This is a genomic window from Myxococcus sp. AS-1-15 (assembly GCF_020037055.1).
Classification (GTDB): domain Bacteria; phylum Myxococcota; class Myxococcia; order Myxococcales; family Myxococcaceae; genus Myxococcus; species Myxococcus fulvus.
Genome location: NZ_JAIQDF010000001.1, coordinates 394,392 through 414,255 on the forward strand (window position 1 = coordinate 394,392; position 19,864 = coordinate 414,255).

The 19,864-nt window shown below is 70.6% G+C and carries 15 protein-coding genes; 3 read left to right on the plus strand and 12 right to left on the minus strand.

What is annotated here, in order from left to right; all coding sequences use genetic code 11:
• Nucleotides 1–83: 83 nt before the first annotated feature.
• The 5 genes from K8625_RS01615 to K8625_RS01635 all read right to left on the minus strand — a co-directional run bounded on the left by K8625_RS01615 (nt 84) and on the right by K8625_RS01635 (nt 9,251).
• A complete protein-coding gene (locus K8625_RS01615; protein ID WP_223782048.1) occupies nt 84–3,092 on the minus strand; it encodes a choice-of-anchor D domain-containing protein in 3,009 nt (1,002 codons plus the stop codon).
• A 221-nt stretch (nt 3,093–3,313) separates the two neighbouring features.
• Nucleotides 3,314–4,174 carry an alpha/beta hydrolase gene (locus tag K8625_RS01620; protein WP_223781646.1) on the minus strand — a complete coding sequence of 287 codons (861 nt, stop codon included), beginning with the start codon at nt 4,172–4,174 and terminating at the stop codon, nt 3,314–3,316.
• Nucleotides 4,175–4,211: 37 nt separating this feature from the next.
• Nucleotides 4,212–4,391 carry a hypothetical protein gene (locus K8625_RS01625; RefSeq protein WP_223748455.1) on the minus strand — a complete coding sequence of 60 codons (180 nt, stop codon included), beginning with the start codon at nt 4,389–4,391 and terminating at the stop codon, nt 4,212–4,214.
• A 218-nt stretch (nt 4,392–4,609) separates the two neighbouring features.
• Nucleotides 4,610–6,523, minus strand: a complete 1,914-nt coding sequence (locus K8625_RS01630) for an AAA domain-containing protein (RefSeq protein ID WP_223781647.1) — start codon at nt 6,521–6,523, stop codon at nt 4,610–4,612.
• 412 nt (nt 6,524–6,935) lie between these two features.
• Nucleotides 6,936–9,251: a S8 family serine peptidase gene (locus K8625_RS01635; protein ID WP_223781648.1), complete on the minus strand. Its 2,316-nt coding sequence runs from the start codon at nt 9,249–9,251 to the stop codon at nt 6,936–6,938.
• 325 nt (nt 9,252–9,576) lie between these two features.
• Between K8625_RS01635 and K8625_RS01640 the strand changes: the two genes are divergently transcribed.
• Both K8625_RS01640 and K8625_RS01645 read left to right on the plus strand, forming a co-directional pair.
• Entirely contained in the window at nt 9,577–10,050 is a 474-nt protein-coding gene (locus tag K8625_RS01640; protein WP_223781649.1) for an ATP-binding protein, read from the plus strand.
• On the plus strand, nt 10,037–10,807 hold the full coding sequence (locus tag K8625_RS01645; protein ID WP_305070668.1) for a tRNA(His) guanylyltransferase Thg1 family protein: 771 nt from the start codon (nt 10,037–10,039) through the stop codon (nt 10,805–10,807). Before K8625_RS01640 ends, K8625_RS01645 begins: the two co-directional genes overlap by 14 nt.
• Here the strand turns inward: K8625_RS01645 and K8625_RS01650 are convergent.
• The 4 genes from K8625_RS01650 to K8625_RS01665 form a co-directional block, all read right to left on the minus strand.
• Entirely contained in the window at nt 10,804–11,676 is an 873-nt protein-coding gene (locus tag K8625_RS01650) for a transglutaminase-like domain-containing protein (protein WP_223781650.1), read from the minus strand. The two genes, K8625_RS01645 and K8625_RS01650, sit on opposite strands and share 4 nt — an antisense overlap.
• 23 nt (nt 11,677–11,699) lie before the next feature.
• A complete protein-coding gene (locus K8625_RS01655; protein WP_223748460.1) occupies nt 11,700–12,242 on the minus strand; it encodes a DUF350 domain-containing protein in 543 nt (180 codons plus the stop codon).
• 69 nt (nt 12,243–12,311) lie between these two features.
• Nucleotides 12,312–13,010, minus strand: a complete 699-nt coding sequence (locus tag K8625_RS01660) for a peptidoglycan-binding protein (protein ID WP_223781651.1) — start codon at nt 13,008–13,010, stop codon at nt 12,312–12,314.
• Between the two features lie 84 nt (nt 13,011–13,094).
• On the minus strand, nt 13,095–14,465 hold the full coding sequence (locus tag K8625_RS01665; protein ID WP_223781652.1) for a glycosyltransferase family 39 protein: 1,371 nt from the start codon (nt 14,463–14,465) through the stop codon (nt 13,095–13,097).
• Nucleotides 14,466–14,589: 124 nt separating this feature from the next.
• On the opposite strand from K8625_RS01665, the gene K8625_RS01670 reads away from it, so the two are divergent.
• Nucleotides 14,590–16,683 carry a thioredoxin domain-containing protein gene (locus K8625_RS01670; RefSeq protein WP_223781653.1) on the plus strand — a complete coding sequence of 698 codons (2,094 nt, stop codon included), beginning with the start codon at nt 14,590–14,592 and terminating at the stop codon, nt 16,681–16,683.
• Nucleotides 16,684–16,708: 25 nt separating this feature from the next.
• Here K8625_RS01670 and K8625_RS01675 read toward each other — a convergent pair whose 3' ends face one another.
• From K8625_RS01675 to K8625_RS01685, 3 genes are all read right to left on the minus strand, one after another.
• A complete protein-coding gene (locus tag K8625_RS01675) occupies nt 16,709–18,226 on the minus strand; it encodes a transglutaminase family protein (protein ID WP_223781654.1) in 1,518 nt (505 codons plus the stop codon).
• 63 nt (nt 18,227–18,289) lie between these two features.
• Nucleotides 18,290–18,757 carry a GNAT family N-acetyltransferase gene (locus K8625_RS01680; RefSeq protein ID WP_046718419.1) on the minus strand — a complete coding sequence of 156 codons (468 nt, stop codon included), beginning with the start codon at nt 18,755–18,757 and terminating at the stop codon, nt 18,290–18,292.
• Nucleotides 18,669–19,748 carry a D-alanine--D-alanine ligase gene (locus K8625_RS01685; RefSeq protein WP_223748465.1) on the minus strand — a complete coding sequence of 360 codons (1,080 nt, stop codon included), beginning with the start codon at nt 19,746–19,748 and terminating at the stop codon, nt 18,669–18,671. Before K8625_RS01685 ends, K8625_RS01680 begins: the two co-directional genes overlap by 89 nt.
• Nucleotides 19,749–19,864 lie beyond the last annotated feature (116 nt).

The window sequence follows — 19,864 nt, forward strand, 5'->3', positions numbered from 1 at the left end:
GGCCAGCTGAGGAAGCCCGCGGCGCGTCATTTCCCCGCCACGCGAAAGGCCCCACCTCCCGGAGGACGTGGGGCCCCCCTTACTCAGGGGCTCGAGGTGGGCGGCGCCTTGCACACGCTGCGGTAGCGCACCTCCACCGCCTGCCCGGGACGAGGCACCGCCGCGCCGCCGAAGACGATGGAGTTGGTCGCCCCGTCGTACGTCCACTGGCTCTCCGGCACCTGCTGGCCCTGCACGTACACGGACATCTCCGCCTGGCCCGTGGGCGTGGTCGTCAGCGGGAAGTCCGCCTGCAAATCGCCAGCGCGCTGGATGACCGAGTCGAGCAGCGGCCGGTAGTTGCCCTCGCAGATGGACTCCGCCCGGCCACCCGTGCCGCGCGCCACCTCCACGAAGCGGTCCGCGTCACTGCCCGCCGTGGTGCAGCGGCCGTCGGTGGGCACCAGCGCGTACAGCTGGCTGCGGTGCGACATGCCCGTGCCCTTCAGCGTCTGGAGGAACTGGATGTAGCTGTCCGGCGCGAAGCCCGAGTTGTCGTCCTCGTCCGCCAGCACCACCACCGCCATGCGCGCCGCCGGCCGCGTGAAGCCCCAGTTGCCGTCGTTGGGCTGAGCGGTGCGCGGGTCATCCGTCTGCTCGGACAGGGGCGCCGACAGGGCCTGCCGCATCGTCTCCAGGCCCTGCACCAGGTTGTGGCACAGGCCCACGTCGATGTTCGCCTGCAGGCCCGCCGCCGCGTTGGGGCTGGAGCTGGACAGCACGCGCGCCCGGTTGCCGTCCACCGGGAACAGGCGCCCGGCCTCGCCGCCGTTGGCCCCGCCGCCGCACTGCGGCCCGCGCTGCACCAGGCCCGTGCTGGTGACGCCCATGCGCACGTCCACGTTCTGCTGCCGCGCGTAGTCGAGCCAGCCCGGAATCGCCGCCTTCAGGCGCTCCTGGTACGGGTCCATGGTCGTCGTGTTGGAGACCACGAAGAGCACGTCCAGCTGGCTGTCGGTGCCCTGCGTGTAGCGGTCCACCTGGATGCCCTCGTGGTTGGTCTCGCCGAGCAGCGGCACCAGGAAGGGCGTCGGGTCCGTCGCGGTGCGCAGGTACAGGGGCGAGTAGTGCTGGCCCAGCACGGTGCGCGAGTAGTCCACCTCCAGCTCGAAGCCCTCGCCCGCCTGCAGCGTGCGCGGCTGGGGGATGGGCGTCAGCAGCGAGAACTGCGTGCTCGTCCCCTGGCCGATGTCCGCGCCCGTCACCGTGAGCGGCTCGCTGCACCGGTTGGAGATGTACGTCTTGCGAGGCGCCGCGGCGCAGTCGTAGCGGATGGGGCCGAAGTCCACGTAGGACGGCGTGGCCACCAGGCAGCTCTGGCGCGACACCCCCTTGAGCGGCAGCGTCACCGTGGGCGCCGCGGGGTTGTTCACCGTGAGCTTGAGCTCACCCGTGTACTCGCCCTCCGTCTGCGGCCGGAAGGCCACCATGGCGCTGAAGGCCGTGTCGTAGAGCACCACGCCGCCCGTCAGCCGGCCGCCCGGCATGAAGAACGCGCCGCCCGCGTCGTTGGACAGGTGCACGTCCTTCACCGCGCACTCGGCCCGGCCGGGGTTCTTGAAGCGGAAGCCCAGCACCGCGCCGCGGCCCGGCACCACGTTGCCAAAGTCCATCATCGGCTGCGGCGACAGCTCGTACACGCACGGGCCGCTGGTGCGCGAGCGACCGGTGAGGATGATTTCGCGCTCCGCGTTGAACAGGTCATCCGAGCGCACGCGCAGCCGGGCCCGGAAGCTGCCCTCCACCGTCGGCTCGAAGTAGACCTTCAGCTCCAGCGCGTCGTTGCCCGGGGCAATCTCCAGCCCGCCCGACTCCAGCGTGGGCCACGCGCCCGACGCCCACGGCAGCCGCTGCGTGCCGCGCGTGGGCACGTCCACGTTGAACTGGTTGCTGTCCCCGTCGGACGCCACGCCCATGAAGCGCAGCGAGCCGTTGGTGCCCGCGTTGGTGATGCGGATGACCTGCTCCACCTTGCCGCCCACCGGCAGCTCGCCGAAGTCCAGCGCCACGGGCGTCACCGCCAGCGTGGGCCGGCCGCCTCGCGCGTCCAGGATGACCTCCGACTGGCGCGGCTTGTCGGACGCGTACTGCACCTTGAGGTCCCCCACGTTGGGGCCGGAGAAGCGCGCCGCGAACTCCATGGGCAGCTCCACCACCTCGCCCGGCGCCACCGTGGAGCCCTCCGGCTTGGAGAGCGGCACGAAGGCGTGGTCGCTGGTGATGAGCTGCGAAATCGTCACCGGCCGCCAGGTGATGTTGCGCGCGCGGGTGAACGACTGGGTGCGCTCGTGCACCGGAATCAGGTCGAACGGCACGGGCGCCGGGTCGAAGACGAAGGCGCTCGCCACCGAGTTGCCCTTGAGCTCCACCACCGACGGCGTGCACGCCTCGCACGAGCGGACCTCCAGCCTCGCGTCCATGCTGCCCAGCGCGCGCGGCAGGTACTGCGTGCCCACCTCCACGGTGGAGTTGGGCGGAATGGTAATCGTGTCGGGCGTGAAGGGGTCCGGCCAGTCGCCGCGCACCGCGAGCGTCAGCGGCAGGTCCACCGGGTTGTTGATGGTGACCGTCAGCTTGCGCTCGCTGTCCACCTCCAGCGTCTCGTAGTCGAGCACCGGCGGGAACAGGCCAATCTGCGTCGGCGTGCCCAGGCCGGTGACGCGCACCTGCGCCTGCGCGCCCTGGTTGGCGTCCGTGGAGACGAACACCGTCTCCTCCGTCACGCCCTCGGCCAGCGGATGGAAGCGCACCTTCACCAGGTGCGACTCACCGGGCATCACCCGGCCGCCACCGTCCGTCAGCTCCACCTCGTATGAGGGGTTGCCGATGATGGCCAGTGCCTCGATGGCGAAGAAGGGCACATAGCCGACATTGCGGATGCGCACTTCGCGCTCCCGCCACTCGCCCACCGGCACCTCGCCGAAGTCGAGCACGTCCATGTCCACCACCGCGGTGGCCTGCACCGAGCGGGTTTCATTCCCCTCGTGACACGCCATCGTGGTGGTGACGAGCACCGCCAACGCGAGGACTCGCCCCCTCAACCCCATCCCCATTGTCCGCTCCCTCACCCTTCTCCCCACACGCCCCCGGATGGGTCCGGTGCGTGATCCGCCGAGGCGCGGTAATCCAAATCGCATACCAACCGAAAGGACGAGGACGCTGTCCTGAATTCAAGGGGTTGGGATGCGCAGTGGCGGTAAGGAGCCTGGGGTGGAACCGACTTGCCCACGCCTGGGAAAGAGTTTTCCGGGCGTTCTGACCGGGTGACAGCCCTTCAGCGGATGAAGTCCGCGAGCGCGCGGGCGACATCCTGGGCACGCTCCATGTGGACGTGATGCCCACCCGGGAGCACGAGCGGAGGGCCCGAAAGTGTACGCAGCGCCTCAAGCCGCCGGTCCAGCTTCGCCGCGTCCGGCCACAGCCCGTCCTGGCCCCGGACGAGGAGCACCGGGCAGCGCACCTGCTCCTGCAGCGCCAGCCACTGCGCCTCGTCGTGTCCGTGCGCGAACCTCCGGCGGTGTCGTGGATCAAACGTGAAGACCACGCCTCCTTTCTCATGCGGCCGGGTGCCGTGCCGGGCCAGGTGCAAGGCGGCGGCCGGGGGCAGGGTGGGGTTGTTCTCCCTCAAGCGCGCGGCGGCGGCCTCCACGTCCGGATAGGGCTTGGAGTTCGGCGGCCGGCGCGCGTCGTTCATGAAGGCGCGCAGCCGCTCCACCGCGTACTCGGGCGGGCCGCCGGTGGGGCCCAGGCTCTCGATGAGCGCCACGTCCAGCACGCGCTCGGGCCGCACCGCGGCGTACGTCAGCGCGATGATGCCGCCGAGCGAGTGGCCGACCAGGTGGGCCTGCTCGAAGCCCAGCCCGTCCAGCGCGGCCTCCACGTCCAGCAGGTGGTCTCCCGCCTGGTAGTTCGCCTCGGGCGGGGCGTGGGCGCTCTGGCCCATGCCTCGGAAGTCGAGCAGCGCCACGCGCCAGTCGGCGGGCACGTGCTCGAGCACGGCGTCGAAGCTGTGGGAGTGGTCCAGCCAGCCGTGGAGGAACAGGACGGCGGGTCGGGTGGGGGCGCCTGGACGCACGCGCACGTGCAGGCGCAGGCCCTGGGCGTCGACGAAGCGGGATTCGAGAGAGAGGGACACGGGCGGCTCCTGACCCGTGCCTTATCTCATGGTCTGCCTAGCGGACCGGCGACGGCGGACGCGGCGGCCCACCCGTGTCCGGCTTGGACATCACCATGGCCAGCTGCCGGGCCTGGTTCTCCGTGGCGCACCGGTACTCCTGCACCTTGCCGTTCTCCTTTTCGATACGGAGAACCCAGACGTCGTTTTCCTTCGTCACGTTCGGACGTTGAGACATGTGGCGGTTCCTCCCCGCCACGGCGGTAAGCATGTCTCATGCCCGACAACGGGGCTTGAGCCAAATACCTGATATCCGGATGCGCTCCCCCGCACAGGTGGGTGGAGGTGACAAATTTGGTTCGCCGTTGCGACAATTTTTGGAGGCTGACCCCGACAGTCCTTGCGTAGTACCCCAGGGCTGGGTCGGCGTGGACCTGCCGATGTGAGGCATTGCGCTCAGGGGGCGTCGGGCCACTCCCAGGCGGAGCGGTAGCCGGCGCTCGTTTGAGTTCCTTCGATGAAGCGGGCGTAGAAGGGGTGGCCGCTGAGGGTGGCGGAGTCGCCCACGACGAAGAGGTGGCGGCGCGCGCGGGTGAGGGCGACGTTCATGCGGCGCAAATCGTTGAGGAAGCCCACCTGGCCCTCGCTGTTGGAGCGGGTGAGGGAGACGAGGATGGCGTCCTTCTCGCGGCCCTGGAAGGCGTCCACGGTGTCGACCTCCACGTCGGGGGCGAAGGGCTCCAGCCGCTCGCGCAGGCGGTGGGCCTGGGCGCTGTAGGGCGTAATCACGGCGAGCTCGCGCGGGTCCAGGCCGTGGCCGAGCAGCGCGCGCACCCGGGCCTCGATGAGGCTCGCCTCGCCGGTGTTGAAGAGGCTGTGGGTGGTGGGCTCGACTTCCTCATCGAAGCCCTTGCCGGCGGTGTCGAGGAAGAGGACGGGCGGGGCGTCGACCTCGGTGCCCGGGGGCAGCACGTCCTGGAGCGTGTGGTCCGCGACGGAGGGGTGCGCGCGCAGCTGGCCCGCGTACATCTCGCGCGAGGGGAAGTCCATGATGCGCGCGTTCATCCGATACTGCTCGCGCAGCATGCGCTTGACGCCGTCGCCATGGTCCTCGAGCAGGCGCTCGAAGAGGCTCACCGCCAGGCCCGCGCGCGCGGCTTCCTGTGAGAGCACGGTGGGCGGCAGCTGCTGCGGGTCTCCGGCGAGGATGACGATGGGGGCGCGCAGGAAGCCCAGGAGCGCGAGCGGCTCGGTGGCCTGGGTGGCCTCGTCGAGCAGGGCCAGGTCGAACTTCTCGCCGGCGAGCACGCTGGACTCCAGGCTCGCGAGCGTGACGCAGACGACGTCCGCGTTGGCGAGCACGGAGCGCACGGCCTTCTTCTCCAGCGCGCGGGCCTCGTCGAGCATGGCCTTGGCTTCCGTGGTGGAGGCGCGGGCGTTGGAGAAGCGCTCGCGGCTGCGGCCCTGGGTGCGCTGGCGCCGGGCGTAGCCGAGCAGGGAGAACGCCTCGTCGAAGAGGTCTCGGGAGATGACGCGGTCGGGGTGCTCCTCCACGACGATGTCCAGGGTGTGCTCCTGGAGTCGGGCCGCGACGCGGGCGGGGTGGCCCACGCGGATGGCGCGCAGGCCCTTGGCGAGGCACAGGTCCAACAGGTGGTCCACGGCGGCGTTGCTGGCGGCGGTGCACAAGAGGCGCTGGCCTTTGGCCACGGCCTGGGCGGCGACCTCCGCGAGCACGGTGGACTTGCCGGTGCCCGGGGGGCCGTGGACCAGGAAGAAGTCCTCGGCGGCGAGCGCGCGCTTCACGGCGTCGAGCTGCTCGGGGTTGAGGGGGCGGCTCGGCTCGAAGTCCCTGGGGGTGTCGGAGCGCGGGGGCTCGTTGCCCAGCAGGACCTCGCGCTTGCGGCGCTCCAGGCCCTTGTCCATGGCCTTCACGCGCTGCAGGCCCGCGCGCATGCGCTCGTAGGTGATGTCGTTGGGGACGACGTCCAGGCGCAGGAGGCCCTCGTGGACGTAGGGCGGCGGGGAGCGGTCGAAGGCGAGCTGCAGGCGCGTGGCGCTGGCGCGGGAGACGAGGGCGCGCGCGGGCTCGCTCACCTCGGCGCGGCGGGGGAGCACGGCGACCAGGTCTCCGTTGTGGAGCCGGGCGGGCAGGCGCGCGCGGTCGGCGCGGGCGAGCGTCAACAGGACGCGGCCTCCCAGGCCGACCGCCTCCTCCACCGTCTCCAGGTCGAGGACGGACAGGCCCTGCTCCTCGCGCTCGTGGAGGGACAGGCCCTGGGCGAGGGTGGCCAGGCGGGCTTTCTCGGCCTCGCGCTCCTTGGCGAGGAGGGAGCCGAGCTGGTCGAAGAAGGAGACGTCACGGGCCATGGCGCCGAGTCATGCCACGCGGGCGAGTCGGGCGGCCAGTGTCTTGGGTGCGCCCGTGTCGCCCGGAGGGCGGAGCGGTGTTCCCGTGCACGTCGCGATGGTCAGCGCCGAGGCCAGGCCAGCGGACTTTCGCGCGGCGAGGACGCGAAGGACGGCCGCTGGCGGCGCTCCGTGAACGATGGATGCGGACGTCCGAGGCACGCCGCCGGACTCGAGGCGCTTCGGGTGCGCCGCTCGTCAATGTGGGGGCGACCTCGGTCCATCCGCGCGAGGCGGGAGGGCGCCTCGGGGGGGCGATGCACCACCGGGGCCGACGGGCCGACCCCGGTGGTGTCCCGTGAGCCATGCGCTCACGGACGAGGTGTTCGGGCACGCGAGCCGAGGCCCGCTTCCCGGTCCCGGCGCGAAGGCGCTACGGGACGATGAGGCCGCCGCTCACCACCAGCGCGTACTTCGCGTCGATGACGCGCGTGGAGAGGTCGGCGTCCTGGACGATTTCGTCGCCCAGCACCTCCACCTTCCAGCTGCCCGCCTCGGGCGAGACGAGGAAGACGTTCTCGACGGTGTCGACCTTGTTGGACACGCCGCCCGCCGTGGAGACGTTGCCCGCGGACAGGCCGTTGTTGCCCCAGTAGACGATGCCCGAGGGCGACGTCACGCGCAGCGACAGGTCATTGATGCGCGCCTGGGCCGCGCCCACCGTGCCGGCCGGGTCCGTGTAGACGAGCGTGACGTTGAACTCCTTCTCGGTGCCCGTCACGGAGACCTTGTACTCGTTGACGCCCAGGGGCAGCAGGGTGTCCGTCTCGTTGATGATGCTGGTGGAGCCGGAGCGGTCATGCAGCCGCTTCAGGTCCGCGGTCCCCCAGCCCTGGCGCACGCGCGTCAGGTCCGCGTTGTTGCCGGTGACGTTCCAGTTGTAGCGGTGCGCCAGGTTGATCATCAGCGCCTTCGCGGTGGCCATCTGCGGGCGGCTGTCGAACACGTCCGCGCCGCCGCCGAAGCCCGCCCACACGCCCTCGTGCCACATCTGGAACAGGAGGCCGAAGTGGCCCGCCGTCTGCGGCGTGGCCGCGCTGGTGCCGCTGAAGTTGTAGTACGACGTGTTGCTCGAGTTGTTGGCCGAGCGGACCGCGTCGTAGAAGAACGACAGGTCCGGCTTGATGCGCCCGTCGGCCGCGGGGCCGATGCTCGCGCCGCCGTTCCAGCGGTCATCGTCGCGGTTGGCGTTGTCGTAGTGGTAGAAGCCGCCCACCGACACGATGTTCTTCGCCCACGCCTGGGGCCGCGAGTTGCGCGTGCCGGAGTTGCTCTGCGACTGGGTGCTCAGGATGGGGTGCTTGAACAGGTAGTCGTCCACCTCGGCGGAGATGGTGGTGTACGCGGTGCCCAGCGTGCTGCCCACGCTGGAGGTCTGGAACACGGCGCGGTAGGGGCCGGCCGGGTCCGTCAGCTCGCGGTTGATGTCGTAGCGCGACTTGGTGCCGCCGAACTGACTGGACTGGCTGTAGAGGAAGAAGATGCCCTGGCCGTCCGGCAGGAGCCCCTTCGCGGTGGCGTCCACGCCCCTGGCGAAGTTGATGCTGTAGCAGCTCGTCCCGTGCGCGCTGCCCGCGCTGGACGTGCTGTGGATGAGCGGCGGCGTCGCCCACTCCTGGTGCGTCGTGCGCAGCTCGGTGTCGAAGATTTCGCCGCGCACGCCCTGGCCGGTGAAGCCCTCGGCCGTCTGGATGTAGTTGGCGCCGCCGACCTCGCGCACGTTGTTCATGTCCACTTCACCCGGCCCGCCCCACCGGTCGATGTACTGGACGGCGTTGGAGCGCGCGAGCCGCTCCAGCTGGTCCTGCGTGAGCGTGGCCTCCACGCGCAGCCCGCCGGCCTCCACCAGCTCCACCGTGCCGCCCAGCTTGCGCACCGCCTCGGCGACCTCGTCCTGACGCGCACTGCCGCGCTCGCCCACCATGATGGAGTAGCGCTGCGGCTCCATCTTCGCCGCGCGCCCCGTCAGCGACTCGCGCAGCACGTCCTCCACGCGGTACTCGGGATGGTACGGCCCCACCCAGCGCACGAAGGGCAGCTCCGCCACGCGCTTGCGCGCGTCCGCGTCCAGCTCCACCAGGTACGTGTGGTCCGTGAGGAAGCGCAGCACCTTGCCACCCTCGCGCTCCAGCGCCTCGCGCAGCTCCGGCAGCGGCGTGGCCTGCAGCTGCACCAGCGAGAGCGTGTTCCCCGTGTCCGCGGCCAGCGTGTCGGCCACCAGCGGCGCGCCCTGGCGCACCGGGTCGAAGCTCACGTGCGCCAGTCGCACCTGGTACGAGGTGGGCTGCGCGCGCCCGAGCAGCTCCGTGCCGCCGCGGCTGTAGGCGAAGAAGTCCTGGCGCTTGCCGTCCGCGCCCGTCTCCTCCCAGACGTGCAGCTGCAGCGTCGTCTTGGGGACGGACAGCGTCCTCAGCGACTGGATGGTGTTGTCCGTGCGGTGCAGCACGCGACCCGCGCCCGTGACGAGCGCGTGACGTCCGCCCGCCGTCGCCACCAGGCCCGTGGCCTGCTTCGCCGAGCCCAACGCCGCCGCGTCCACCACCCGCGCGGGGAGCAGCGACGCGCGCTCCACGCGCGAGGGGGACTTCGAGGCCGCGAGGACCGGAACGGGGGCCACCATGCCCAGGCCCAGGGCCATGACGGAGAGCCGACGCCAACGTAACGCATACGACGAGAGTGAGGTCTTCATGGGTGTCTCCTGCTCGGGTTGCGCTTCGTGCTGCGGCCGCCTCTTCCGGACTTCAGTCCGGACGGCGGATTACGACAACTCTTGAAATCAATTAATTCGAGACTTAATTGTTAATCGAGCAAAGCCAGTCGAATCAACACATTCGCCGCGAAAGGTGCGCGAGCTGTGCAGCGGCGTACAGCGCGAGCGAATCCGGGTAGACGCGAGGCTCCAAGCCCGCGCGACGTGGTGAGTGGCGCGTGGGTATCCCGCGAGCGGTGCGCATGCGCGGCGCGGGGTCGAGCGTCAGCCGGTCTGTCGGCGCCGCGTCCGGAGGGCTTCCGCCATGGAACTCATCCTCTTCATCGGGTTGCAGGCCTCCGGCAAGAGCCGCTTCTTCCGCGAGCGCTTCGCGGACACGCACGTGCTGGTGAGCAAGGACCTGTGGCCGCACGCGCGTCGCAAGGAGGCGCGTCAGCGTCGGCTCGTCACCGAGGCGCTGGTGGCCGGTCGCTCAGTGGTGGTGGACAACACGCACCCCGACTGTGAGCAGCGCTCCCCGCTCATCGCCCTGGGGCATGGGCTGGGCGCGCGGGTGGTGGGCTTCTATTTCGAGTCGCGCCTGGAGGACTGCCTCGCCCGGAACGCCCGGCGCGAGGGTCGGGCGCGGGTGCCGGAGGTGGCGCTGTACGCCACGGTGAAGCGGCTGTGCCGGCCGCGCCGCGAAGAGGGCTTCGATTCGCTGTACCACGTGCGCTGGGCCGCCGAGGGCGGCTTCATCGTCGAGGACTGGAAGGAGGACACGGATGCTGGACGCTGACGAGCTGGCCGGACGCATGCGACAGGGGGAGTGTTTCCACGCGCTGCGCCTCCTGCCGGGCGCCTGGGCGGTGCTGCGCGTGGACGGGCGGGGCTTCTCGCGCTTCACGCAGGAGCGCTTCGAGAAGCCCTTCGACCCGCTCTTCCACCGGTGGATGGTCCGCACCGCGAGCACGCTGCTGGAGGAACTCCAGGGCGTGTACGCGTACACGCAGAGCGACGAAATCTCCGTGCTGCTGCGGCCGGACGCATCGCTGTTCGACCGCGCGGTGGAGAAGCTGGTGTCGCTGTCGGCGGGCCTCGCCAGCGCCACCTTCACGCACGCGGCGGGCGTGCCGGCGGTGTTCGACGGGCGCGTGTGGCTGGGCGCGGACGAGCGCGCGGTGCTGGACTACTTCACGTGGCGGCAGGCGGACGGCAGCCGGTGCGCGTTGCAGGGCTGGTGCTACTGGACCTTGCGCAAGGAGGGCTTGAGCGCGGCGCAGGCCACGCGCGAGCTGGACGGCAAGCCGGTCGCCTTCAAGAACGAGCTGCTCTTCCAGCGCGGCATCCACTTCAACGAGCTGCCCTTGTGGCAGCGCCGGGGCTCCGCCATCTTCTGGGAGCGCTACGTGAAGGAGGGCGTGGACCCGCGCGATGGCTCCAGGCACCAGACGACGCGCCGCCGGCTGGGCGTGGACTCGGAGCTGCCGATGAAGGAGGCCTACGAGCGCTACCTGCGAGGCGTGCTTGCCGGGTCCACGCCGGAGCCGCGCTAGCCGGAGGTGACGGCGTCCAGCGGCATCACCCGCCACAGCCGGGGCTTGTCGTACTTGGGCGGAATCATGCCCGGTGGCCAGCCCTCGGCGGTGACCTCGGCGTACTGGTAGCTGCGCCCGCCGTGTCGCAGGCGGGTGCCCGTGCCCGGCAGGCCCACGCCCACCGCCGCGTGGGCCAGCGGGTCCGAGTAGAGCATCACCGCCTCGATTCCCACCTGCCGCAGGAGCATCACCGCGAGCAGCGCCTTGGAGTCGCAGTCCCCCCGGTTCCTCGCCGGCACCAGCGCCGGGGGGATGATGCCGAAGGGCTCATCGGTGGGCACCTCGTACTGGATGCGCTGCACGAAGCCGAGGATGAGCCGCGCGGCCTGCTGTGAGTCCAGCCCGCGCTCGCGGATGGTGACCATGAAGCGCTCGCCCAGCGCCTCCACGGGCCCCGCGTTGCCGCGCATCAGCTCCTCGTAGATGCAGCGCATGTCCGCGGAGCAGCCGCTCGGGGGCTGGTAGGTGAAGCGCTCTTGGCCCAGCGAGCGGTAGCGCAGCCTGCGCCCGAGCACCTTGTGCTGGTCCTCCAGCCACGCGTCCAAGAGCTCACCCAGGCCGTACCCCAGCCGGCTGCCCGGCGGCCGCAGCCCCTCCGTGTTCCAGTCGTACGTGCGCGCGCGCGAGGGCGACGTGTCGGCCGGGATGAGCACCAGGCCCAGGTCCACCACGTCCGCGCTCGGAGGCAGCCCCGGCTCCACGGCCGGCGCCTTCGTGTCCACCAGGTGCCCCACCATGCCCACGCCCAGGCAGCACAGCACGCTGGTCAGCGTGAACCCGGCGAGCAGCAGCTTCAGGGCCGTCTTCAGTCCGGCGCTCGTGGACATGGCCTCGTCCGTCGCCTCCCGTGTCAGGCCGGCGCCACCAGCGTCCCCTCGGGGAGCTGGGGGAAGGGGATGAGCCCGTTGAGGGCCGCCTGGAGCCCGGGCGCCGTCAAGAGCGCGAGCACCAGGAGGATGGCGGAGAGGATGAGCCCCGCGGCGACGTTGCCCTTGCGCACCTCCGCCAGCTCGTCGATGCCGGGCGTCATCCGGTCGAACAGGAGGATGCCCAGCGCCAGCACGGTGACGCCGACGATGAGCGACAGGCCCACGTGCAGCGCGGCCACGGCGACGAGCCCCGGCACCATGGACCATTGCAAGTGAGGGGCGCGCACGGCCAGGTCCACCGCGTCCGACGTGGCCTGCACCGCGTGCTGCACCAGCAGCCCCAGCGACACCAGGCTGGAGGCGTGCACCAGGCCCGCCGCCACGTTGCCCTGGCGCAGCTCCTCCTCCGGCCGGGAGCCGAGGATGCGGCTGAGCCCGCGCAACGCCAGCCAGATGCCCAGCGCGGCCACGAGGCCGCCCAGCACCACCTTGATGAGCCCGACGACGAAGAGGGTGAAGTCCATGGGGAGCGCGAGCGACGCGTCACCCGCGCCGCCACGTCCGGACTCTACACCCTGTGGGGCGTCAGCGGCTCACCCGTACTTGAGGCCCGGGATGAGCGCACCGGCCGTCCAGCCGCGGTTGTGGGCGCTGAAGATGTTCACCCCGTACGCGGAGCCGCGCGCCTCGATGGTGCGCCCGTCGCCCAGGCTGATGGCCACGTGGCCGGGGCGGTACAGGAGCGCTCCGCGCGTGCGCAGGGCCTCGTCCACGGAGATGGTGGTGCCCTTCTGCTTGAAGTACGGCAGCTGGTTCATCGTGCCGTCGGGCACCTTGACGCCCGCCTGGTGGGCCGCCCACTCGACCAGCTCCGAGCAGTCCCACTTCGACGGGTTCTTGTCGCTCATCTTCGTCTCCGCGCCGAAGACGTAGCGGTCCCCGCGCTGCGCGAGCGCCTTCTGCACGAAGGTCTCCGCGCTGCCCTTCGTGCCCGGCTGCTGCGCGGGCGGCCTGGCTCCGCCCGTCTTGTTCAGCGCGCCCCACGTCTTCGGGCCCACGATTGCGTCCTGCACCAGGCCCTTCGCCTTCTGGAAGGACAGCACCGCCGCCTGCGTCTTCGGCCCGAAGATGCCGTCCACGGGGCCCGGGCTGAAGCCCGCGGCGGCCAGCTTCTTCTGCAGCGTCGTCACCGTCGGGCCCTGGGAGCCCTTCTTCAAGGTGGGGGGCGTGGCGGCGGCCGCGGTGGCGGAGGTGGAGACTCGACGCGAACCCGCAGGGGAGACAGTCGACATGGGGGACCTCCGTTTAGTGGGCAAAAACGGTTTCCCTTGTTGTCGGTGAGAGGCTTTGAAAGTTGTCATGCCCTCCCGGGCACGTCAGGGTCTGGCATTGCGGACCCACCACACCCGGAAGAAATGCAGACGACGTCCCTGGAAAGTTCCAACCAGCTCGACGTGCTCGTCCATGATTTCGAAGCGGTCCGTGAGGGCGGCGGGAGCGAACGGGCCATCCTCTTCCACCCAGAGCACATCTTTCCCAGGCGGGATGGGGGGCTCTCCCCAGACGTCATATTGGCTGAAGCGGACGGGGCCGGCGGTGCCCACGGGGACGCGGGCGTAGTGTGCGATTTGTGACGCCAGCTGATAGTTGCCGGCGAACACCGCGACGACGCTGTCTGGCTTCATCCCCGGGAAGAGCTTCTCGGGCGTGGACAGCTGGCTGAGCACGTCCCAGCCGTGGGTGCGCCACAGGGCTGTATCGCGTTTGAAGTTCAGCACCGGGAAGAACAGGTGCAGCGTCACCGCGAGCACCACCGCGAGCCCCGAGGAGGCCGCCGCGATTTGCCAGGGCCTGCGCATGCCCGCGACGCCCACGCAGACGCTGACATAGGCCATGGTGGTCCAGTTGACCTCGCCGCGCGCGCGCGACGCCGCGTAGCCGAAGAACAGCAGCGGCACGAGCGCGGCCATGCGCAGGAGGAACTGCTCGCGCGGGCCCTTGAACGCATAGACGAACGCGAGGGGCAGAATCACCAGCCCACCGAAGGCGAGCTGCCCCGCGATGAACTCACCGAGCGTGCCCCAGCCGCCCTTGCCCTCGAGGCCGTGACGCAACTGGAACGCGATGCCCACCCAGTCATGGCGCGCGTTCCACAGCAGCACCGGGAGGAGGCACAGCGCCGCCAGCGCGCCCGTGCCCCACGCGCCCTTGGGCAGGCGGCGCACCTTCACCGCGGTGATGAGGAAGGCCACGCCCAGGAGCACCGCCGGGAACTTGGCGAGCAGCGCGAGCCCCGACGCCACGCCAGCCCACACCCAGCGCTCGCGCCACAGGGCCCACAGGGCCAGCGTCCAGAACAGGAGCAGCGGCGAGTCCGGCGTGGCCCAGACGCCGGCCACCATGCCGCCGGGCACCACGCTCCACAGGGCCGCGGCGCTCCAGGCGGCCTGACGGCTCTGGTACACGTCGCGCGCCAGGCCCCACACCGCGGCGATGGTGCCCACGCCGCACACGAGCGCGGTGGCGTGGATGCCGAGCAGGGCGATGAGCCACGCGACGAGCGGAGGGTGGTCGTAGTAGCCCCAGTCGAGTCGCCGCGACCATTGCCAGTAGTAGGCGGTGTCGAAGTAGACGTCGGTGCCGAACGCCAGCATGAGCCTCACGATGAGCGCCACGCCCACCAGGGCGATGCACGTCTTCAGTCCGAGGCCGACGGGGTTGGGCGGGGCGGGGGTGAGGGAAACCATGCTCACGTCTTGTCGACAGCGTACCCTGCTCGCGTTCGACAGTGGAGGGTCGCGCCATTGGGACTTGCTCCGGATGGCGGGGCTCCATATGCCCTGGGTCCGGCAGTTCCCGCCCGGAGACCCCATGGCCACCCACCCTCCGTCGTCCGGCTCCGCCAACCGTCTGGCCCAGGAGCCCTCGCCGTACCTGCGCCAGCACGCCGACAACCCGGTGGACTGGTTCGCCTGGGGCGATGAGGCGCTCGCTCGCGCGCGCGCCGAGGACAAGCCCATCCTGCTCTCGGTGGGCTACTCCGCGTGCCATTGGTGTCACGTGATGGCCCACGAGTCCTTCGAGTCGCCCGACACCGCGCGGCTGATGAACGAGGGCTTCATCAACATCAAGGTCGACCGCGAGGAGCGGCCGGACCTGGACCAGATCTACCAGGGCGTGGTGCAGCTGATGGGGCAGGGCGGCGGGTGGCCGCTGACGGTGTTCCTCACGCCGGACCTGAAGCCCTTCTTCGGCGGCACATACTTCCCGCCGGAGGACCGCTATGGCCGGCCGGGCTTCCCCCGGCTGTTGATGGCGCTGCGGGACGCGTGGGCGAACAAGCGCGAGGAGGTGCTGCGGCAGTCCGAGCAGTTCGCCGAAGGCCTGGGGGAATTGGCCGCGTATGGGCTGGACGCGGCGCCCGGCGTGCTGTCCGCGGAGGACGTGGTGACGATGGGCAAGCGCATGGTCCAGCAGGTGGACCCGGTGCACGGCGGCTTCGGTGGCGCGCCCAAGTTCCCCAACCCGATGAACTTCTCGCTGCTCTTGCGCGCGTGGCGGCGGGGCGGTGGCGCGCCGCTCAAGGACGCGGTGCTGCTCACGCTGGAGCGCATGGCGCTGGGGGGCATCTACGACCAGCTGGGCGGAGGCTTCCATCGCTACTCGGTGGATGCGCGCTGGTTGGTGCCGCACTTCGAGAAGATGCTCTACGACAACGCGCAGCTCGTGCACCTGTACGCGGAGGCCGAGCAGGTGGAGTCGCGTCCGCTGTGGCGCAAGGTGGTGGAGGAGACGGTGGAGTACGTGCGCCGCGAGATGACGGACGCGGGCGGCGGCTTCTTTGCGGCGCAGGACGCGGACAGCGAGGGCGAGGAGGGGAAGTTCTTCGTGTGGCGTCCGGACGAGTTCCACGGGTTGTTGTCGCCCGAGCGCGCGGCGCTGGTGATGCGGCACTTCCACGTCACGCCGCAGGGGAACTTCGAGCACGGGGCCACGGTGCTGGAGGTGGTGGTGCCCGCCGACACGCTGGCGCGGGAGCGGGGGCTCCCGGTGGCGGAGGTGGAGCGCGAGCTCGTCGAGGCGCGGCGCGTGTTGTTCGAGGCGCGCGAGCAGCGGGTGAAGCCAGGGCGGGACGACAAGATTCTCGCGGGGTGGAACGGGTTGATGATTCGCGGGCTGGCGCTGGCGTCGCGGGTCTTCGAGCGGCCGGACTGGGCGCGGCTCGCGGTGGCGGCGGCGGACTTCGTGCTGGCGAAGCTGTGGGATGGGACGCGGCTTTCGCGCTCGTACCAGGAGGGGCAGGCGCGCATCGACGGGTTCCTGGAGGACTACGGGAACCTCGCCTCGGGGCTGACGGCGCTGTACCAGGCCACGTTCGACGTGAAGTACCTGGAGGCGGCCGAGGCGCTGGTGAAGCGGGCGGTGGAGCTGTTCTGGGATGAGGAGAAGCGGGCGTACTTCACGGCGCCGCGCGGTCAGAAGGACCTGGTGGTGGCGACGTATGGCCTGTTCGACAACGCGTTCCCCTCGGGGGCCTCCACGCTGACGGAGGCGCAGGTGGCGCTCGCGGCGCTCACGGGCCACGAGCACCACCTGGAGCTGCCGACGAAGTACGTGGCGAAGATGCGCGAGGGGCTGGTGGCCAACGCGATGGGCTACGGCTACCTGGGGCTCGCGGCGGACGCGCTGCTGGAGGGCGCGGCGGGGGTGACGTTCAGCGGCTCGCGCGAGGCGGTGGCGCCGCTCTTGAGCGTGGCGAACCGCGTCTACGCGCCGACGTTCGCGTTCGGCTGGAAGGAGGAGGGGAGGCCCGTGCCCGCGCTCCTGAAGGAGCTGTTCGAGGGACGCGAGCCGGTGGGCGGCAAGGGCGCCGCGTACCTGTGCCGGGGCTTCGCGTGCGAGGTGCCTCGCACGGATGCGAAGGAACTCGTCGAGCGACTGGCGCTGGCGCCCCGGGGGGCGTGAGCACGTCCCCCGGAGGTTCGCCGCGTTACTTCACCTCGACGACCTTCAGCGTGCCGATGAGGGGCGTGATTTCGGCGTTGCCCTCGTAGCCGAACGCGAAGTGGGTGGCGTCCGCGACGGGCTGGTTGAACGTGGGGTCCATCTGGGTCCACTCCCCCACGAACGCCTCCACCCACTCGTGCCAGTACAGCGCGGGCACGCCGTCCTGGTTCACCATGTAGATGACGCCGTCCACGCGCCGCGCCGGGATTCCCGCCGCGCGCAGCAGCGCCACGCTCAGCAGCGAGTGCTCCGTGCAGTCACCGCGCTTCTGGCGCAGCACATCCGTCGCCCGGTCCGCGCTGGCGCCGTAGTCCTTCTCCAGGTGTGTGGCCACCCACGTGTTCACCTTCTGTGCGGCGCGGTACGCGTCCTTCTCGTCCCCGATGATTTTCTTGGACTGCTCGCGGATGGCCGGCGCGTCGCTCTCCACCATGAGCGTGGACTTGAGGTTCTCCCCGCCGTCCGGGTCCGTCAGCGGCCGGGGCTTGCGGTTCGCCGTCGCGGGCGCCGCGGCCAGGAGCGTCACGTCCACGCCGCCATCCGGCCGGGCCGTGAACTTCTGCCGGTACGTCTCCACGCGGAACTTCTCCGGCAGCCCCTGCACCACCAGCTTCACGTTGCCGGGCACCGCGCGCGCCGCCTCGGGCAGCGGCTTGGGCAGCACCACGCGCGTGAGACCGAACACCTCCACCAGGTCCATCCGCTTGGCGACCGCCTCGGTCTCCTTGCGCGCCTGCATCGTCTTGCCGAAGTCCACCAGCACCATCTCCCCACGCTGCGTCACGTAGGAGTCCACCGGCACCTTCTCCTTCTGCGACAGGCTGCTGGCCTTGCCCAGCTTCACCTTCACCCCGTTGAGCGTGCGCTGCTCCGGGGCCTCCACCGTCGTCGACAGGCCGTAGGTCTCCAGGTCCATCCCGTCGAGCGAGAAGCCCTCCACCTTCGCCTTGCGAAAGAGCGCCACGCGCGCCTGGTCCGCGTCCTCCACGTGCTCCTTCGGCGCGGGCAACAGCGGCAGCACCTCGTCCGCGTAGCCCACGCGCTTGCGCACCACGCGCAGCTTCCCGTCGGGCGTCGTCGTGCCCTCCAGCGTCTGGTCGCCACCATCCCCGCGCTGCGTCACCGTGAAGGACAGGAGCCGTCCGCCGGCCTTCGCCTCGTAGACGCGCTCCTCGCGGTGGTTGCGCTCCGACAGGCGCGTGCCGACCAGCGCCTTGAATACCAGCTGGTTGACGCTCTTCACCTGGGGCACCGCCCCGGGCACCAGCACCAGGTCCGTGAACAGCCAGCCCACCTTCTTGTCCATGAGGTACAGGCCGAAGAACTCGCCGCCCTGGGGGCGCGGCGCCTTCAGCACGTCGGACGCGTCGGCGGGGAGGGAGACGGCCTTCGCGGGCGCGGCGGCCTTGGCGGGCGCGGCGGCCTTCGCGGAGGGCGCGCCCGTCAAGAGGGCGCACAAGGCCACGAGGGCCAGGGACATCGGTCGGAGCGTGCGGGTCATCACGCCCCTTCTAACGGGGGAGGCGGGCAAAGTCTTCACCCGCCCCACACCCCGTGCGGTGGACTACAGCCGCTTGGTGAGGATGATGAGGTCGTCGCCCACCTTGTAGAAGTCGCGGATGCGCGCCTCCTCGCCGTACTTCATGGACGCGTAGAAGCCGCGCGTGGGGCCGTAGGCCTCCGTGGCGCTCGTCTCCACGCGGATGAGCCGGCCGTTGCGACGGCGCAAATCGCCCTCCATTCCGGACACCAGCGCCGCGCCCACGCCCTGGCCACGCACCTCCGTGGCGGACGCAATCCAGTACAGGTCGTACGTGTCCTCCGTCATCGGCGTGGGGCCGTAACAGACATAGCCCACCAGCTGACCGGCCCGGTCCGCGACGATGATGGCGTAGTCCGTGTTGCCCGACTTCAGGGCCTCGCCCACCAGCTCGATGGCGACCTCAACCTCCTGCGGCGAGAAGGTTTCGATCTTTCGAATCAGCGCGGCGAGGGGCTCCCGGTCCTTTTCTTCGATGGGACGGATGTCCATGGGCTCTTTCGGTAGCGACCTCCACCAGCCGGGCGGCCAGCGCGGCGTAGTCCAGGCCCGCGGAGGCCGCGGCCCTGGCGAACCCGGCTCCCGGATGGAGGTCGCAGTTGGGGTTGATATCGATGACGTAGGGCACGCCCTCCGGAGACACCCGGAGATCGACCCGGCCATAGTCCTGACAATCGAGTGCTGCGAAGGCTTCCAGCGCGACCTGCACACAACGAGCTTCCAGCGCCGCATCCACCTGGCACGGCCCGGCGGGCGTATCCCGGTACTCGTCGGAGCCCGCCTCCCACTTGGCGCTGTACGACACGATGTTCGGCCGGTCCTCGAAGGTCCGTCCGAAGTGGATTTCCGTCAACGGCAGCGCGCGGCGCGGCTGGTTGCCGAGCAGCGGCACGTAGATTTCGCGGCCGGCGATGAACTGCTCCACCAGCGCGGGCTGATGGAACTCGCGCAGCACCCGCTCGCAGGCGCGCACCAGCGCCGCCCGCTCGTGCACCACCGAGTCCCCGCTGATGCCCATGCTGGCGTCCTCGCGCGCGGGCTTCACGATGAGGGGCCAGGACAGGTCCACCGCCAGCGCATCCTCCAGCCGCTCCACCACCCGGAAGCCCGGGGTGGACACGCCGCGCGCACAGAGCAGCTCCTTCGCCTTGGGCTTGTGCAGCGCGAGGCCCAGCGAGAGGGCGGACGAGCCCGTATAGGCCAGGCCCAGCGCGTCCAGCAGGCACGGGACGGCCATCTCCCCGCGGCTGTCGGCGGCGAGCGACTCGCAGAGGTTGATGACCAGGTCCGGCTGCAGCCGCCGCAGCGTGTCCACGAAGTCCAGCCGGTCGCCCTCGATGGCGAGCGGCTCGGCGAGGGTGTCGCCCTTCGTGAGGGCCTCGGCGAGCGCCGCGGCGACCCGCACCACGTCCTCGCGGGCTTCCCGGCCCGGGTCATCCTGGAGGAGCTCGTGGTCGCGGTTGTGCAGCAGAATGATGTGCATTCGGAGGTGGCCGAGGGTTAGCACGTCCCTCGGTCCTCGCCCAGTCCGCAGGTGACGGTTGGTTACCTCCTGGGCTACCTCCCGCCAGGGCTTGAAGTACGGTGGAATACCTCCGG

Excerpts from the sequence above, each read along its gene's own strand:
- K8625_RS01680 (WP_046718419.1), bottom strand. The coding sequence starts at position 18,757 with ATGGACATCCGTCCCATCGAAGAAAAGGACCGGGAGCCCCTCGCCGCG.
- K8625_RS01645 (WP_305070668.1), top strand. The coding sequence starts at position 10,037 with ATGCTGGACGCTGACGAGCTGGCCGGACGCATGCGACAGGGGGAGTGT.
- K8625_RS01635 (WP_223781648.1), bottom strand. The coding sequence starts at position 9,251 with ATGAAGACCTCACTCTCGTCGTATGCGTTACGTTGGCGTCGGCTCTCC.
- K8625_RS01625 (WP_223748455.1), bottom strand. The coding sequence starts at position 4,391 with ATGTCTCAACGTCCGAACGTGACGAAGGAAAACGACGTCTGGGTTCTC.
- K8625_RS01650 (WP_223781650.1), bottom strand. The coding sequence starts at position 11,676 with ATGTCCACGAGCGCCGGACTGAAGACGGCCCTGAAGCTGCTGCTCGCC.
- K8625_RS01655 (WP_223748460.1), bottom strand. The coding sequence starts at position 12,242 with ATGGACTTCACCCTCTTCGTCGTCGGGCTCATCAAGGTGGTGCTGGGC.
- K8625_RS01640 (WP_223781649.1), top strand. The coding sequence starts at position 9,577 with ATGGAACTCATCCTCTTCATCGGGTTGCAGGCCTCCGGCAAGAGCCGC.
- K8625_RS01660 (WP_223781651.1), bottom strand. The coding sequence starts at position 13,010 with ATGTCGACTGTCTCCCCTGCGGGTTCGCGTCGAGTCTCCACCTCCGCC.
- K8625_RS01615 (WP_223782048.1), bottom strand. The coding sequence starts at position 3,092 with ATGGGGATGGGGTTGAGGGGGCGAGTCCTCGCGTTGGCGGTGCTCGTC.
- K8625_RS01675 (WP_223781654.1), bottom strand. The coding sequence starts at position 18,226 with ATGACCCGCACGCTCCGACCGATGTCCCTGGCCCTCGTGGCCTTGTGC.
- K8625_RS01670 (WP_223781653.1), top strand. The coding sequence starts at position 14,590 with ATGGCCACCCACCCTCCGTCGTCCGGCTCCGCCAACCGTCTGGCCCAG.
- K8625_RS01685 (WP_223748465.1), bottom strand. The coding sequence starts at position 19,748 with ATGCACATCATTCTGCTGCACAACCGCGACCACGAGCTCCTCCAGGAT.
- K8625_RS01630 (WP_223781647.1), bottom strand. The coding sequence starts at position 6,523 with ATGGCCCGTGACGTCTCCTTCTTCGACCAGCTCGGCTCCCTCCTCGCC.
- K8625_RS01665 (WP_223781652.1), bottom strand. The coding sequence starts at position 14,465 with ATGGTTTCCCTCACCCCCGCCCCGCCCAACCCCGTCGGCCTCGGACTG.